This is a genomic window from Capnocytophaga cynodegmi DSM 19736, assembly GCF_000379185.1.
Taxonomy (GTDB): Bacteria; Bacteroidota; Bacteroidia; order Flavobacteriales; family Flavobacteriaceae; genus Capnocytophaga; species Capnocytophaga cynodegmi.
In genome coordinates this window covers 81799-99159 of sequence record NZ_KB900739.1, presented here as the reverse complement: position 1 = coordinate 99159, position 17361 = coordinate 81799, and the positions used below count along the sequence as shown (strand labels likewise).

Here is a 17361-nt window from a genome sequence, read left to right as displayed (position 1 = left end):
TCTGAATAAAAACACTCATTCAAAACTAATTTATTACTGAATAACCAAAATTAATTTCCTTTTTCCAACCATAAATGTATTGTATATAGCAAACCACCAACTTCATAAATACTAAAACTTCTTCGTAAATAACCAAAAATTTTTCAAAAACTTCTTTCAAATAAAAATAAAAGTTTTATTTTTGCCGAACTTTTAAAGAAATAGATATGGCAGTTTACAAAAAGAGAAACGACAGACCTAATAGAAAAAAGAAGACAGAAGATTTAGATGAATTTCAAGAAGAATTACTTCACGAGGAAAGTACTACTGCAAAGGTATTCGACACCATTGAAGAAAACACCTCAATAGCAGAGGCTTGGGTTCAGAAAAATCAAAAAACTATCATCGGTACGTTAGTTGCAGTAGCGGTAGTTGGATTAGGGTACTTACTTTATCAAAGGTTCGTATTGATACCTAGAGAAAACGAAGGTGCCAATGAACTATTCTTCGCTCAAGAATTTTTCGACCAAGCTTTAAACGCTACAGATGATAAAGTTAAGGACTCTTTATTTACTGTTTCACTAAAAGGAGGAAATGGAAAATATGGCTTTTTGGAAATCATTGAGAATTACAGCGGAACAAAAGCTGCAAATCTGGCAAATTATTCGGCTGGAATGGCATATATGAATCAAGGAAATTATGAAAAAGCTATTGAGCATTTGAAAAAATTTAATTCTCCTGACGAAATTCTCGGAGCTTTGGCTTTAGGAAATATCGGTGATGCTTATTCTCAACAAAAAAATAACGCTGAGGCATTAAATTTCTACAAGAAAGCTTTTGAGCATAGCAAAAATGAGTTCACTACGCCTATCTATTTGAAAAAGGCAGGAATTACAGCTATGTTACAGAACAATAATCAGGAAGCAAACAAATATTTTGAACGAATTAAAGATGAATTCCCTAATTCGGAAGAAGCGAGAACCATTGACATTCTTCTTGGGAAAATAAATAGTTAGAATACATTTTTCATAACAAACAATTACACACCTGTCATCTTTTGGATAACTCCAAAGTGGCAGGTGTAAATATTTAAAAATAAAACAGATATGGCAACTGAAAATAAAAATCTGTCACAATACGACAAAAATACAATTCCCAGTGCAAAGCCTTTTCGTTTTGGCATCGTCACTTCTGAATGGAATGAGCAAGTCACATTCGGACTAAAAAAAGGAGCTATTGACACCTTAAGAGATTGTGGAGCTGAAGAGAAAAACATCATCTGTTGGGAAGTTCCTGGAAGTTTTGAGCTTATCTATGGAAGCAAAAAAATGATTGATACTCAAAATGTCGATGTTGTAATTGCTATTGGATGTGTTATTCAAGGCGAAACACGTCATTTTGATTTTGTATGTCAAGGAGTTACGCAAGGAATTGCTCAACTGAACGCAACAGGAAATACTCCTGTGATTTTTTGTGTTCTGACTGATAATAACTTACAGCAATCTTTGGACAGAAGTGGCGGAAAACACGGAAATAAAGGCGTTGAAGCCGCTATTGCTGCCATTAAAATGATAAACATCTGATTTTCATAAAAAAGAAGAGCATTTTACAAATGCTCTTCTTTTGATTAAAACCAATATTACCATTCAATCTTCCTTGACACATACATCACTAAAGCTAAAATGAGGAACAGACCAATACTTCCTACCAAAAGTGCGTAGCTTTCCAACTGGATAATCACATAAATAAATCCATAGAGAACTGATAAAGAAGCTACTATAAACATCGGGAACTTCTTGTTCTTCAAAATTGAAATTGAATACAAACCAATAAGCAACACAACCATCACAGAAGAAATGAAATATGCCTTCGAAAAACTACTATGTTCAGTAATAGAAATTAATAATGTATAAAACATCGTTAGTGCCAAACCTATCATTGTGTATTGAAAAATATGAATTTTTATCCTACTGATTGTCTGTATTAAAAAGAAAATCAGAAATGTAAGTCCTATAACTAAAAATCCGTATTTAGCTGCTCTTTCATTTTGCTGATATTCATCAACTGGAATTACAAAATCTACTTCAAAAGCGTACTTTCCAATATCAGGTAAAGAACCAAACGTCTGTTGTGAAAAAGGTCGGTTAATGTGTAAAATCTTCCAATCAGCTGAAAATCCACTATTTGTAATATTTTTTTGAAATGGAAGGAAACTCCCGTTGAAACTGGGGTCTTTCCAATCAGATTGAATTGTACTTTCGGTAACTTTTCCAATGGGAACGATTCCAATTTTTGCACTCCCATCGTATTTTATAGAAAAACTAAAATTTCCGTTTTCAAAATGATTTTTTACATCAAAAAATGGTGTTTCAAGTGAAGAAACTACTCTATAACCATTATTTTGGCTATAATAACTATAATCTTCACCATCTTGAACCTCATAAATTGGCTCAAAAACATATTCTTTATCAGAAAAAAGCATCTTAACACCATTTTTTATACTCGAAAGATTGGTAGTTCTAATAAGAATCGTAGCTTTATCCCATAAAATATCTGTATCAGAAATGCCTTTTGAAGAAAAATCAGGTTTTATGTATTTCCCTGAAAAATCCATTTGAGTGGTAAATACCACAGATTCGTAATTATTTCGCTTTTTGATTTCAGTTTGTACCTGTGAAACATTTTTGAGTTCTTCAGGAAAAAAGTATGCATAATGTTCTTCTGCTGTTTTTTCAATAATGGTTGTTTTCGTTTTATTATCATAAACCTCGCTTTGTATGTATGTTAGATAGGGAATTTTCAGAATAGGTCCGTAAAAAAACACTTCATTTCCCCATTTTGAGTTAATTTCCCTAATCACTTCTGATTGCCTTACGGCTCGTTCATTAATTAGTTTTTTTACTAAAAATAGAGGAATGAGCAAGAACAATGTTAATGCTCCAATCATTATCAAACGTGTTGTGTTTGAGTGTAATACATTTGCCAAAAATGATTTTTGATTTGTTTCCATAAAATTAATTTATTTAGTTATTTTATCTATTAAAAGCACTTTGAATTTCAAAGTTAAATTATAAAAAAAATAGATTAAAATCAATCTTTCATATTTTCCTGATTTATAATCTTTTCTAAAGCATTCAAATGTTCTTGAAAAGCCTTTCTTCCTTTTTCAGTTACTTTATAACTCGTGTTGGTTTTACGTCCGATAAACTTTTTTTCTACAATTATATATTCTTCATTCTCAAGAGCTTTCGTATGACTTGCAAGATTTCCGTCTGTAATATCAAGAAGTTCCTTAAGTGAATTAAAATCAGCACTTTCATTAACAACCAAAACGGACATTATACCGAGTCTCACTCGATTATCAAAAGCTTTGTTAATATGCTGAAGAATATTTTTCACTATTTCGACTACTAAAAATTTATCTATATACCTATCAAGCAAATGTTTTTCAAAGAATCATAATGATTTCTGTAGAATTGAATTTATTATATTTCATTTTGAAACTTTTACTTCATATTTAAAATACATTATCGAACCATAAAGCAAATGGCATATTCCGAAACCTATCGTCCAAAACTCCAATCCATAACCTGAAAATTCAACTGCTAAAAGTCCTAAAATGATTTCAGTAATTCCCAGATAACGCACATCACGGAAAGTGTATTTACTAACATTCACACAAGATAAGCCATAGAAAATGAGCGTCATAGGAGCCAATAATCCGTAATATTGATTTCTTAAAAGCAACAAAATCAACACTCCTCCTGTTAGCATTGGAATAGCAAAATTTAAAAAAGCTCGTTTTGATGTAGCGTTAATGAGTGTTTCTCCCTTTTTCTTTGCTTTTCTACTTGATAAAATGTAAGCCGTTGTAACAGACAATAATAAAACTACAAAAGCTACCCCTAAAATGGCTTTAAACGTACGACTTTCCAATATAACATATTGATTATAAAGATAATGATTTTTGAGAAGCAAATGCACAACATAGGCCCCCACAAGAGCATACACCCCAGCTAAAATCCCTGAAAGTCCACTAAGTGACAGAAATTGAGTAGATTTCTGCATTATTTGCTTAATATCTTGTAAATCTTGAAGATATTTTTTATTTTCCATCTTTAAAAGTACTTTGAATTGCAAAGTAAGTCATTATTTTTCATACTACAAAATTTTCAGATATTTTTTTCATATCTTTGGAATCGTTTTTAAACTTCCATTAATATGAAAAAGTTACTTGTATCATTAATCTTCATCATCTTAGTTTCTTGTAATCAACAAATTAAGGAATCTGATTTGCAACATCTCAACGGATATTGGGAAATTGAAAAAGTGGTTATGCCAGATAAAAGTACAAAAGAATACAAAGTAAACACTACTTACGACTATATTGAAATTAAAAATTCTGAAGGCTTTCGCAAAAAAGTGTATCCACAATTAACGGGCAACTTTCAAACTAACGATGATAGTGAAATTTTCAAAATTACTAAGGAAGGTAACGTTTTCAAGATGAATTATAAAAATGGTGAAAATCAATGGATAGAAGTTTTGGAATTGGTGAATGAAACTTCTTTCGTAGTTAAAAATGAAGCTAACATTACTTATCATTACAAGAAAGTAAAAAATTAATTATCAAAGTCTTATGGAAGGAAACACGCAATTATTATCTTCCGTTATTAAACAACTTATCAAGCAAAATCGCTTAGAATACGGCCTCCACAAAGTGGAAGTACAAGAAATTTGGGAGCGATTGATGGGCAACGCCATCATAAAATACACCACATCAGTCGAACTCAAGGGAGATGTACTTTGCATTCAATTATCATCTCCTGCTCTTTGTCAGGAATTAGGGTACGGGAAAGAAAAAATTATAGCTCTCATCAATGAAGAGTTAGGAGAAGAAGTGGTAAAAAAATTACATCTTACAAGTTAAAACTTAAGGAAAAAATAAAAATGATTCGATTTGCAATAAAAAACGATGCTGATTTTGTAGCCCCACTGATGTTTCAGGCAATGGAAGAAATTGTTTTCAAACTCATTGGAAAAGAAGATAAAACTCAAGCAATTTCTTTCTTAAAAACGCTTTTTTTGAAGGAAAGAAATCAATATTCCTATACAAATACAATTGTTTTTGAAGAAAATAGCCAAGCTATTGGCTCTTTAGTTTTTTATGATGGTGCCGATTTGCACGAACTTAGAAAGCCTGTTCTGACATTGTCTGAGCAAATTTCTGGAAGAAAAATCATTGTTGAAGATGAAACTTCCGAAGGAGAGATTTATATTGATACAGTGAGCGTAAGCCCTCAAGGACAAGGAAAAGGCATTGGCTCTCAATTAATTACTTTTCTGAAAGAGTATGTTTCTAAACACAAACTTGGAAAAATCGGGCTACTTGTTGATGAAAAAAATCCACAAGCCGAAAAGCTCTATACACGCTTAGGATTTGAATATGTGAATAAACAATCACTAGCAGGTGGAAGTTATAAACATTTGGTTTTTGAAACACATAAATAAAAATACACTTAATGCAATTCTCTATACAATCTGATTTTCAGCCTACTGGCGACCAACCTCAAGCCATTAAGCAACTGACTCAAAGCATCGAAAAAGGGGAAAAATATCAGGTTTTACTCGGTGTGACAGGCTCAGGGAAAACCTTTACTGTGGCTAATGTGGTGCAGAATGTACAACGTCCAACGCTTGTTTTGGCTCATAACAAAACCCTTGCTGCTCAATTATATAGTGAATTTAAAGCGTTTTTTCCGAACAATGCGGTGGAATATTTCGTGTCGTATTACGATTATTACCAACCCGAAGCCTACATTCCCACTACGGGAACATACATCGAAAAAGACCTCTCTATCAATGAAGAAATCGAAAAATTACGGCTTAGCGCTACTTCTTCCTTGCTTTCAGGACGACACGATGTGTTGGTTGTGGCTTCCGTTTCGTGTCTGTATGGAATCGGGAATCCTATTGAATTTCAGAAGAATGTAATTACCATAAAACGAGGCGAAGTACTTGCACGAACTAAATTTATGCATCGTTTGGTGCAAAGTTTGTATGCCCGAACCACTGCCGATTTCATTCACGGAAATTTCCGAGTAAAAGGCGATGTGGTGGACGTTTATCCTGGCTATTCCGATACACCTTTCCGCATTCATTTCTTTGGAGACGAAATCGAAGAAATTGAGGTTTTCGACCCGCAAACTAACAAAGTATTAGAACGTTACGATAGTTTGAATATCTATCCTGCCAATATGTTCGTAACCTCGCCCGATGTGTTACAAAAAGCCATTTGGAACATTCAGCAAGATTTGGTCAAACAAGTGGAATATTTCAAAGAAATCGGTAAACATTTGGAAGCGAAACGTTTGGAAGAACGCACCAATTTCGATTTGGAAATGATTCGCGAGTTGGGATATTGCTCTGGAATTGAGAACTATTCACGTTATTTGGACGGAAGAGAGCCTGGTTCACGCCCGTTTTGCTTATTGGATTATTTCCCTGATGATTTTCTGATGGTTATCGATGAAAGTCACGTAACTATTCCGCAAGTACACGCAATGTATGGGGGCGACCGCAGTCGGAAGGAAAACTTGGTAGAATACGGCTTTCGTTTACCCGCTGCTTTAGATAATCGTCCGCTGAAATTTGAGGAATTCGAAGCCCTTCAAAATCAGGTAATTTACGTAAGTGCAACACCTGCCGATTATGAACTTCAAAAAACACAAGGGGTTTACGTTGAGCAGATTATTCGTCCGACAGGATTGCTCGACCCCGAAATCGAAATTCGTCCGAGCGAAAACCAAATTGACGATTTGGCGGAGGAAATTCAGCTCCGCGTAGAAAAGGACGAACGTGTTTTGGTAACCACTCTCACCAAACGAATGGCGGAAGAGCTTACTAAATATTTGACCAAAATTGGGATGCGTTGCCGATACATTCACAGCGATGTGGATACCCTTGAACGAGTGGAAATTATGCAAGATTTACGTCGTGGATTATTTGATGTTTTGGTAGGTGTAAACTTGCTTCGTGAGGGCTTGGATTTACCTGAAGTTTCGCTTGTTGCTATTTTAGATGCTGATAAAGAAGGCTTTTTGCGTTCTACACGTTCGCTGACCCAAACGGTGGGACGAGCTGCCCGAAACGTAAACGGAAAAGCCATTATGTATGCCGATAAAATCACTCAAAGTATGCAAGTAACTATTGATGACACCAACTATCGGCGTGAAAAACAGATGAATTACAATTTCCGTAATGGAATCACTCCCAAGCCTTTAAATAAAAAAATCGAAAATACACTTAGCAAAAGCCCAATTACTGAATTTCATTACGACCCTTCATTCAAAAAGGAAAAAGAGGTTCGAACAGAACTTCTTTCACAAAAAGAAATCGAGAAAAAAATCCGAGAAACTCGCAAACTAATGGAAACTGCCGCCAAAGAACTTGACTTTGTCAAAGCTGCCCAATATCGTGACGAGATTAAAAAATTAGAAGAACTAAAAATTTAATTCTTTTGTATTATTAAGTTTATTTCTATTTTACTAAAATAAAGAGCATTTTTTTGTACTATTTAATCAACTTTTAAACTTTTTTATATCTTTGCCGCGTTAATTTTTCAATTTATTTGTAATGATAAAGAAATTTTTATTTTCGGTTGCAATTTTCTCTACTCTCGCAATCAATGCACAGCAATCTTTTTCTGGACTAAACACCAGTCAGTATGGTGGTATGTACAAAGGCACAACAAATCCTGCAAATTTTGTTGATGGAATGACCCGATTTGCTATCAATGTTGCTTCGGTTGATGCAAGTTTTGGTAACAACAAGATGGGAATAAATTTTGATTTGAAAAAAAGTTTTAACGAATTTACATCACAGGTCTCTTCACACAATGACATCAATGCAAATATCAATCTTGATGTATTAGGACCTTCTTTTTACTTCCACGTGGGAAGAAAAAATGCTTTTGCTTTCACATCAAGAGCACGTGTTTTTATGAACGCGAGAGACATTGATGCTAAGGTACTTGAATCTTTTTTAGTTAATTCAAACGAACTAAATCTTTCTCCAGCGGGATATTCTTTCAACCTTGACAGACAAAGTATCTCTGCTAATGCTTTCTCTGAATTTGCTTTCACTTGGTCAAGATTAATAGCAAAAACAAGTAATCATTCTTTCAAAGCGGGGCTTACTGCAAAATTTGTAAGGGGAGCGATTAGTACATACGCTGGTTTTTCTGAAATCAACGGAAACATCAAAGCTAAGTTGATTGAAAATAACAATGATGTTATCGTTAACATAGACGTTCAAGGAAACCAAAATGCAGAATTTTTATTATCAAATGGAGGGGTTAATATAACTAAAAACCCAAATTTTAGTGATATTTTAAAACCTCAGGCTTCTGCTTTGGGATTTGACTTAGGTTTTGTATATGAACATCGCAAAGAAGGTTGCCCAAGTTGTACAACAACTCCTTATGACTTAAAATTAGGATTATCCTTTACTGATATCGGTCGTTTAAAATATTCCGTTAGTGATGATTCTCAAAAATATTCTTTGAATGTAGGAAACCACAATATTAACTTGTCTGATATTCAAAAAAGTATGGACGAAAGCCTTTTTGTTTCAAAAACATCTTTAAAAGGGAGCTCAATTACTTCATCTTTACCTACATCACTCAGATTAAATGCTGATGTACGCGTTACTGGTCCTATTTTTGTAGATGTATCAGCAAATTTCAATATTACTAATACCAGCAAAGTTTACAACTCTTATTATGCAAGTGGGTTAGTGGTTACTCCACGAGTAGAGTGGAAATACGTTGGATTTTACCTTCCTGTATCAACCGCTGTTGGAATGGGAACAAATGTGGGAACAGCGGTTCGTTTAGGTCCTCTTTTCATTGGTTCAAGAAGTATTGTCAGCAATTTGTTATCCAAAAACGCAAAACAGCTGAATGTATTTGGAGGGCTTCAATTTGAAATATAATATTCAAACTTAAATACTTTTTAAAAAAACAATGTGCTATTTCAGTACATTGTTTTTTTGTTGCCCATCTTTAAACAAAAATCTTGATTATTAAAATAAAAAATTTACCTTTGTAAATATTTACTTATTTTGAATGATGAAACACTTAATATGCTTATTATTAGTTTGTCTTGGCTTTCCAATGTCAGTTTTTTCACAAGATGACTCTGACGATGGAATGATTCAAACAACAACTGAGAAGAAAGAAAAAAAAGGACGAGGAGAGAAATATTTGGAAGACCAGTTTTATGTGGGGCTAACATACGACTATTTAATTTCTGATGCAAGTAATGTTGTTCAACATAGTCTTTCGAGAGGAATTCACGCTGGTTTTCAGAAAGATTTACCAATGAATGAACGAAGAAACATCGGTCTGGCTTTGGGCGTAGGTTATTCCTATGATTTAGTTTATAGCAATATTTTTCGTGAAAACACCTCCGATTCATATCATATCATTAAAAACTTAAACGACCTGAATATCAACAAAAATTATTTTGAAACTCATACCATTGAATTTCCTATTGAATTTCGTTGGCGAACATCAACTGCTCAAAGCCACAAATTCTGGAGAATTTACACAGGAATGCGGTTAGGATACGTTTTCAGTGCAAAAAGCCTCTACAAAAGAGATGATATCACCATTTATTTTAATAACTCAGACCTTAACAAAAAATGGCATTTTAAAGTCTACTCTGCTTTTGGATACAATACGTGGAACTTTTTCATACAATACAATTTATCTTCCATTCTTAAAGAAGCTAAACTGGAAAACAACACTTCTTTAAAATCTTCACTTTTACAAATGGGATTGATTTTTTACATTTTGTAATTCATTGAAAATTAGGTTATGGAAGAAAAAACAACACGTTGGAGGCTAATTCTTGGGCAGGATACAAAAGCGTTGGAGAATATTTCTCTGAATGAGCAACAATCTGTTATGGATTATGCCTTATCTGCTATTTATGATGAGCATACAACGAAAAATAATAGAAGTAAAAAAGCTGGTTTAGGTTCCTCTGCTCCAAATTTAGCCAAATGGCTAACTGATGTACGTACTTTCTTCCCACAAGATGTGGTTAGTATTATTCAATCCGATGCTATTGAACGTAAAGGACTTACGAAACTTCTGTTTGAGCCAGAAACACTTAAAAATGTAAAACCTGATATTTCAATGGTAGGAACCTTAATGGCATTGAAAGGGCAAATTCCTGAAAAATCAAAAGAAACTGCACGTCAGCTCGTTAAAGAAGTTGTTGATGAAATTATGAAACGAATGGAACAAGATTTGCGTCGTGCCGTAACGGGAGCTTTAAACAGGAAAGCTCACTCCCCTATTGCCAATTTTGCTTCTACCGATTGGAAAAAAACAATTAACCAAAACCTTAAAAATTACGACATAAAAACCAAACGCCTAATTCCTGAAAGATTTTACTTCTTCGAGCGTACACAAAAGCAGAAAAATTGGACCATCATCTTGGATATTGACCAAAGTGGCTCAATGTGTGATTCAATCATTTATTCATCAGTAATGGGCTCCATATTTGCAAGTATGCCAACATTAAATACGCACGTAGTTGCTTTCGACACACAAGTTACCGATCTTACTGAACTCTGTAGACAAGACCCTGTAGATATGCTATTTGGAGTACAACTTGGAGGAGGAACAGACATCAACAAATCCGTTACATATTGCCAAACATTGATTGAAAATCCTAAGAAAACAATGTTCATTTTAATTTCAGATTTGTACGAAGGTGGTGTAAGAGCTGGTTTGCTTCGACGACTTTCACAAATGTATGAAGATGGAGTAAAAGTAATGGTTCTATTGGCTCTTTCAGATAGAGGAAAACCTGATTATGACGAAAAATTGGGAAAGGAAATCAGTAAATTAGGTATTCCTTGTTTTGCTTGTACTCCTGACAGATTACCCGAGTTAGTAGAAGCAGCTTTAAAAAATCACAATTTGAAGAAATTTGAAACGTCTTCGAACCAACAGATATAATAAAAAAGGTTTCTGAAATTCAGAAACCTTTTATCTTTATTATCAATTTTTCACTAAATTCCTATCTCAACTTGGAATCGCAAATACCATTCTTTTTGAGAGCTATCAAGTAACATTTTGTTAGTTCTGGTAATTTCCATCTGAGCCTTAAAAGCGTGTTCCCAAATATATTTAGTAACCCCTAATGAAATCTGGTTTCGTTTTGGCATTACATCTTTTATATCATTGATTGGAGAAAGATGGGAATATCTAGAAGCAATTTCCCAATTACTAGGGAAGGCATAACTCAATTGAGCATCAAATCCACGTCCAGCCTCTACAAAAGATTTTGCTCTCAGATCAATCAACGGATTATTTGCTGTTCGTTGCATATAAGAAGCCATAATTGCCCAACCATTATACTTCATCAAACCATCAACCAATACAGATTGTAAATTTCTTTTTTGCTCATTAGCCAACGTATTTCCATTCTGTCCTTGTGTTTTTGTGGCATTGTGGTTATAATGATACGTAGCTCCAAAATAAAGTTTTGGTGTTTCTTCTCTTAAAACATCGCCTTCGAAGTACTCTCCACCTTTTTTAAATTTACCAAGTGGAAGAATCTCAAAACGAGCTGTATAGGCAAGTCCTGTATTTCTACCTATGAAGTCACGTCCTTCACCCATAGTGACAGCCGTTTTAAGGTTATATGAAAATTTATCGTTATGCTGATTTAAGTAATGAGCCTGAAAACCAAAATCTCTATCAATATTAAAAGTAGCATTATTAATTGAACGATCTGTAAGTTGCAGTGCCCCAGAAGAATTAATTCGTTGACGATTTCCAGGTAATTTGGTTTGCCCAAAACTGAACAACCAATTTTTATTAGGCTTATAGAAAACAATCGCATCACGAATAATGTGATTTCCATTTACATCACGAGGAGCAAAAGAAAGCTGGATGGTATAGCCAAATTTAGGGTCTATAACAAAACCTTCAAATCGTAAACGCAACCTCCTGATATAAGCCTCATAACCTACTTCATCATTCTTATCGACAACAGCATCGAAACGATTTTGCATCCTAAAACGAATATTCATTTGAAATAAGCTATCTGGAGCAGTTATGCCCACTCCTTTTTTGAAATCGTAGTAAGGTGTCAATTGCTCTTTATCTTCATCCATTGCATTCTGTGCAAACAAAAAAGAAGAACTTACTATCAACAAACAAAAAAACAATCTCTTCATCTCATTATATTTTTTAACTCCGCAAAGATAACAAAAAAAAACTATCAATCAATTTATTCTGTTTAGATACAAAAGTTTATATGATACAAATACAACGAATAAATCATAAAACATCACTTGCATAATATTCATAAAAAAATGAAAATACAACAATATAAAACGTTAAATTCCTCTATTTAATAAAGAAACAACTATAAAAAGCTTTTTTTATAATTATTTTTTACATATATTTGCGTCATAGTTATTATTTTTCTTAAGTGAGCTATATAAAATCATTTGTTTATAGTTCGTAAGAGAGATGGTTATATTTTTGTTGATTTGGGACTGCCTGATTTTTCAGCAGTCTCTTTTTTTATTCTTCTATTTTACAAATAGAAAAGCAAGGTCACAAAAAATATTTTTTATGACCTTGCTTTTATTCTATTTAAATCAATTACGCTTCCCCTTTTAATCCAAACAAAGGAATGGAATGATGTGAATTTTCGTCAATTATTCCATTGGCTTTCTCGTATCGCTGTATATTTTCAGACAACGCATTCAATAAACGTTTTGCGTGTTGTGGCGTTAAAATAACACGACTACGAACCCTTGCCTTTGGAATACCAGGCATCACATTTACAAAATCAACAACAAACTCACTCATCGAATGATTGATAATTGCCAAATTTGAGTATATGCCATCAGCGACTTTTTCATCAAGTTCAATACTCAATTGTCCTTCATTTTCTTTCAAATCACTCATAAGCTATTTTGATTTTTTCTTTTCACCAGCGTTTTCTAATTCTGCTTTTGAGCCCACAAGAATTTTCTCATAACGTTTTAAACCTGTACCTGCAGGAATTCTGTGACCTACAATAACATTCTCTTTCAAGCCATCAAGCGTATCTACTTTTCCACTTACAGCTGCCTCGTTTAACACTTTTGTAGTTTCTTGGAATGATGCCGCTGAAATGAACGATTTAGTTTGCAAAGAAGCTCTTGTAATACCTTGTAACACAGGCGTTGCCGTTGCAGGAATAACATCACGAGCAACTACCAAATTTTTATCGGCACGTTTAAGTAGTGAATTTTCATCACGTAACTGGCGTAGAGAAACAATTTGTCCAGCTTTCAAATTCTCAGAATCACCAACATCTTCAACAATCTTCTTGCCAAATAATTTATCATTTTCCTCAATGAAATCATCTTTATGAACAAGCTGACCTTCAAGGAATAAAGTATCCCCTGGATCTTGAATTTCAACTTTACGCATCATTTGACGAACGATTACTTCAAAATGCTTATCATTGATTTTTACACCTTGCAAACGATACACTTCTTGAACCTCATTTACCAAATACTGTTGAACAGCTGATGGTCCTTTAATCTTCAGGATATCATCTGGTGTTACAGACCCATCAGAAAGTGGTTTACCAGCACGTACGTAGTCATTCTCCTGTACCAAAATTTGACTTGAAAGTTTCACCAAATACTTACGCTCTTCTCCCAAACGTGAGGTAACAATAACCTCTTTATTTCCTCGTTTAATTTTTCCAAACGATACTACACCATCTATTTCAGAAACAATCGCTGGATTCGAAGGGTTACGTGCTTCGAAAAGCTCTGTAACTCGAGGTAAACCTCCCGTAATATCTCCAGATTTTGCGGAATTACGCGGAATTTTCACCAACACTTTACCTTCTTCCACCTTACTTACATTCTCAACCATAATATGAGCTCCAACTGGTAAAGTATAAGAACGTAATACCTCACCATTCTTATCCAAAATCAATAATGTTGGAACCAATTTTTTATTACGTGATTCCACAATTACTTTTTCTTGGAAGCCTGTTTGCTCATCAATTTCAATCTGATAAGTAACTCCTTGCTCAATACCTTCATAAGCAATTTTTCCAGAGAATTCAGAAATGATTACGGCATTGTACGGATCCCATTGGAAAAGCAAAGTCCCTTTGGTAACTTCTTGTTTATCTTTCACAAAGATACTCGCTCCATACGGAATATCGTGTGTTTGTAACACCATTCCTGTATTTGGATCAACTACTTTCAATTCAGAAGAACGCACAACTACACTAATTGGATTTCCTTCATTGTCCTTACCTTTTACGGCACGTAAATCTTCTATTTCGAGTATACCACTAAAACGTGCTTCTGCCTTATTTTCTTCGGAAACGTTACCAGCAACCCCTCCTGCGTGGAAAGTACGAAGTGTAAGCTGTGTACCAGGTTCTCCGATAGATTGTGCGGCCACAACTCCTACAGCTTCACCTGTTTGAACCATTTTTCCAGTAGAAAGATTTCGTCCGTAACATTTAGCACAAATTCCGTGTTTAGCCTCACAAGTAAGAGCAGAACGTACTTCGACCATTTCAATAGGAGCCTCATTGATTTTCGCAACTATTTTTTCAGTGATTTCCTCTCCTGACTTAACAAGCAATTCTTCTGTAAGTGGGTTATAAACATCGTGAAGCGATACGCGTCCTAAGATACGTTCTCCAAGAGTTTCAACAACTTCCTCATTTTTCTTCAAGGCACGAACTTCTACACCGCGTAATGTTCCACAATCTTCTGTATTAATGATAACATCTTGTGAAACGTCTACTAAACGACGTGTTAAATATCCCGCATCGGCAGTTTTCAAAGCGGTATCGGCAAGACCTTTACGAGCACCGTGTGTTGAAATGAAATACTCCAAGATTGACAAACCTTCTTTAAAGTTCGACAAAATCGGGTTTTCGATAATTTCTCCCCCACCTACTGTCGATTTTTTAGGTTTTGCCATAAGTCCACGCATACCTGTAAGCTGACGAATTTGCTCTTTTGAACCCCTCGCACCAGAATCTAACATCATATATACAGAGTTAAATCCTTGTTGATCAGTACTAATACGTTTCATTGCCAACTCAGTAAGCTGAGCATTGGTTGATGTCCAAACATCAATCACCTGATTATAACGCTCATTGTTAGTAATAAGACCCATATTGTAGTTCATCATAATTCCGTCAACCAAACCATTGGCTTCAGCAATCATATCAGCTTTTTCCTTCGGAATAATAATGTCGCCCAAACTGAATGACAATCCTCCTTGGAAAGCAAATTTGTATCCCATATTTTTAATCTTATCCAAGAAATCTGCCGTAACAGGAATACTTGTAGATTTCAAAATATGTCCGATGATATCACGCAATGACTTTTTAGTCAATACTTCATTGATGTATCCTGCCTCTGCTGGAACCACTTCGTTGAAAAGAACTCTACCCGTAGTGGTTTCCAATACTTTATACACTTTATTACCTTCTTCATCTAAGTCACGAACACGTACTTTGATAAAGGCATTCAAACTTAATTTTTTCTCGTTGTAAGCAATATTTACTTCCTCTGCTGAGTAGAAAGTCATTCCCTCTCCTTTAATTGGATATTCAGGTGTAGAACGTCTTCCTTTGGTCATATAATAAAGCCCCAAAACCATATCTTGCGAAGGTACAGTAATTGGCGAACCATTAGCAGGATTCAAAATATTATGTGATGCCAACATCAAAAGTTGAGCCTCCAAAATAGCCTCTGGACCTAAAGGCAAATGCACCGCCATCTGGTCACCATCAAAGTCCGCATTAAATGCTGTACACACCAACGGGTGCAACTGAATTGCCTTACCTTCAATCAATTTAGGTTGGAAAGCTTGGATACCCAAACGGTGCAATGTGGGGGCACGATTCAGAAGAACTGGGTGACCCTTAATCACATTCTCCAAAATATCCCAAACTACAGGCTCTTTTTTATCAATGATTTTTTTGGCAGATTTAACCGTTTTTACAATTCCTCTTTCGATTAACTTACGGATAACGAAAGGCTTGTAAAGCTCAGCCGCCATATTTTTAGGAAGACCACACTCGTATAATTTCAATTCAGGACCTACAACAATTACCGAACGTGCTGAGTAATCCACACGTTTTCCAAGCAAGTTCTGACGGAAACGCCCTTGTTTTCCTTTTAGTGAATCAGAAAGTGATTTCAACGGACGATTTGATTCAGTTTTTACCGCTGAAGATTTACGCGTATTGTCAAACAACGAATCTACTGACTCTTGTAACATACGTTTTTCGTTACGTAAGATTACCTCTGGAGCTTTGATTTCCATAAGTCGTTTCAAACGATTATTACGGATAATCACACGACGATATAAATCATTCAAATCGGAAGTAGCAAAACGCCCTCCATCTAATGGAACTAATGGACGCAATTCAGGCGGAATTACCGGAATTACCTTCATTATCATCCATTCAGGTTTATTTTCACGATTGTTTTTCGCTTCACGGAAAGCTTCTACTACTTGTAAACGTTTGAGAGCCTCTGTTTTACGTTGTTTTGAGCTTTCGTTATTCGCTTTGTGACGCAAATCATACGAAAGTTCATCTAAATCTAATCGTTGGAGCAAATCTAACAAACACTCTGCTCCCATTTTTGCCACAAATTTGTTGGGATCAGTATCTTCTAAGTACTGATTCTCAACAGGAAGTGACTCCATTATATTAAGATATTCTTCTTCTGTAAGAAAATCCAACGGTTGAATATCCTCTCCATCAGGTCCCTTGGCGATACCTGGTTGGATAACTACGTAACGTTCGTAGTAAATAATCATATCCAACTTTTTGGATGGCAACCCCAATAGGTATCCTATTTTGTTAGGCAATGAGCGGAAATACCAAATATGAGCAATTGGTACTACCAAATTAATGTGTCCTACTCTATCACGACGCACCTTTTTCTCAGTTACTTCCACACCACATCTATCACAAACAATTCCCTTGTAACGGATACGTTTGTATTTTCCACAAGCACATTCATAATCCTTTACTGGACCAAAAATACGCTCACAGAATAAACCATCTCGCTCAGGTTTGTGGGTACGATAATTGATGGTTTCGGGTTTGATAACCTCTCCACGAGAAGCCGCTAGAATTGACTCTGGCGAAGCCAATCCGATAGAAATTTTATCGAATTTTGAAACAGTTGTATTTTTATCTCTTGCCATACTATATGGTTGTAAAAATTTTTATTTTATTGTAAAACCTTTAAAAGGTTCTTAATACATTTTATTTTAGAATTTATTGAAAGAATTTC

The 17361-nt window shown here is 34.8% G+C and carries 15 protein-coding genes; 9 read left to right on the top strand and 6 right to left on the bottom strand.

Annotation, left to right across the window (positions count from 1 at the left end; genetic code table 11):
- Nucleotides 1-206: 206 nt before the first annotated feature.
- Together YW9_RS0112215 and ribH are read left to right on the top strand one after the other, a co-directional pair.
- Nucleotides 207-995, top strand: a complete 789-nt coding sequence (locus YW9_RS0112215) for a tetratricopeptide repeat protein (RefSeq protein ID WP_018280454.1) — start codon at nt 207-209, stop codon at nt 993-995.
- Between the two features lie 90 nt (nt 996-1085).
- Complete coding sequence (gene ribH, locus YW9_RS0112210) at nt 1086-1562, top strand: 6,7-dimethyl-8-ribityllumazine synthase (protein WP_018280453.1); 477 nt, start codon at nt 1086-1088, stop codon at nt 1560-1562.
- Nucleotides 1563-1618: 56 nt separating this feature from the next.
- Here the strand turns inward: ribH and creD are convergent, their stop codons facing one another.
- The 3 genes from creD to YW9_RS0112195 form a co-directional block, all read right to left on the bottom strand.
- Nucleotides 1619-2989, bottom strand: a complete 1371-nt coding sequence (gene creD, locus YW9_RS0112205; RefSeq protein WP_018280452.1) for a cell envelope integrity protein CreD — start codon at nt 2987-2989, stop codon at nt 1619-1621.
- Between the two features lie 80 nt (nt 2990-3069).
- The gene (locus YW9_RS0112200; RefSeq protein ID WP_026194028.1) at nt 3070-3378 is read right to left on the bottom strand and encodes a winged helix-turn-helix domain-containing protein; all 309 of its coding nucleotides are present in this window, start codon (nt 3376-3378) and stop codon (nt 3070-3072) included.
- 93 nt (nt 3379-3471) lie between these two features.
- Nucleotides 3472-4095 (bottom strand): hypothetical protein, encoded by a 624-nt coding sequence (locus YW9_RS0112195; protein WP_018280450.1) that lies wholly within the window; start codon nt 4093-4095, stop codon nt 3472-3474.
- 105 nt (nt 4096-4200) lie between these two features.
- Here YW9_RS0112195 and YW9_RS0112190 point away from each other — a divergent pair, with 105 nt between their 5' ends.
- From YW9_RS0112190 to YW9_RS0112160, 7 genes are all read left to right on the top strand, one after another.
- On the top strand, nt 4201-4605 hold the full coding sequence (locus YW9_RS0112190; RefSeq protein ID WP_018280449.1) for a hypothetical protein: 405 nt from the start codon (nt 4201-4203) through the stop codon (nt 4603-4605).
- Nucleotides 4606-4618: 13 nt separating this feature from the next.
- Nucleotides 4619-4909, top strand: a complete 291-nt coding sequence (locus YW9_RS0112185; protein ID WP_018280448.1) for a DUF721 domain-containing protein — start codon at nt 4619-4621, stop codon at nt 4907-4909.
- Nucleotides 4910-4929: 20 nt separating this feature from the next.
- Complete coding sequence (locus YW9_RS0112180) at nt 4930-5490, top strand: GNAT family N-acetyltransferase (protein WP_018280447.1); 561 nt, start codon at nt 4930-4932, stop codon at nt 5488-5490.
- A gap of 11 nt (nt 5491-5501) precedes the next feature.
- Nucleotides 5502-7493 (top strand): excinuclease ABC subunit UvrB, encoded by a 1992-nt coding sequence (uvrB, locus tag YW9_RS0112175; RefSeq protein WP_018280446.1) that lies wholly within the window; start codon nt 5502-5504, stop codon nt 7491-7493.
- 121 nt (nt 7494-7614) lie between these two features.
- The gene (locus YW9_RS0112170) at nt 7615-8973 is read left to right on the top strand and encodes a DUF5723 family protein (protein ID WP_018280445.1); all 1359 of its coding nucleotides are present in this window, start codon (nt 7615-7617) and stop codon (nt 8971-8973) included.
- A gap of 181 nt (nt 8974-9154) precedes the next feature.
- Entirely contained in the window at nt 9155-9841 is a 687-nt protein-coding gene (locus YW9_RS0112165) for an outer membrane beta-barrel protein (protein ID WP_018280444.1), read from the top strand.
- 18 nt (nt 9842-9859) lie between these two features.
- Nucleotides 9860-11014 (top strand): VWA domain-containing protein, encoded by a 1155-nt coding sequence (locus YW9_RS0112160; RefSeq protein ID WP_018280443.1) that lies wholly within the window; start codon nt 9860-9862, stop codon nt 11012-11014.
- Between the two features lie 53 nt (nt 11015-11067).
- On the opposite strand, the gene YW9_RS0112155 is transcribed toward YW9_RS0112160, so the two are convergent.
- The 3 genes from YW9_RS0112155 to rpoC form a co-directional block, all read right to left on the bottom strand.
- Entirely contained in the window at nt 11068-12240 is a 1173-nt protein-coding gene (locus YW9_RS0112155; RefSeq protein WP_018280442.1) for a porin, read from the bottom strand.
- A 433-nt stretch (nt 12241-12673) separates the two neighbouring features.
- The gene (locus YW9_RS0112150; protein ID WP_018280441.1) at nt 12674-12982 is read right to left on the bottom strand and encodes a DUF3467 domain-containing protein; all 309 of its coding nucleotides are present in this window, start codon (nt 12980-12982) and stop codon (nt 12674-12676) included.
- 3 nt (nt 12983-12985) lie between these two features.
- Nucleotides 12986-17272: a DNA-directed RNA polymerase subunit beta' gene (gene rpoC / locus YW9_RS0112145; RefSeq protein WP_018280440.1), complete on the bottom strand. Its 4287-nt coding sequence runs from the start codon at nt 17270-17272 to the stop codon at nt 12986-12988.
- Between the last annotated feature and the right edge of the window lie 89 nt (nt 17273-17361).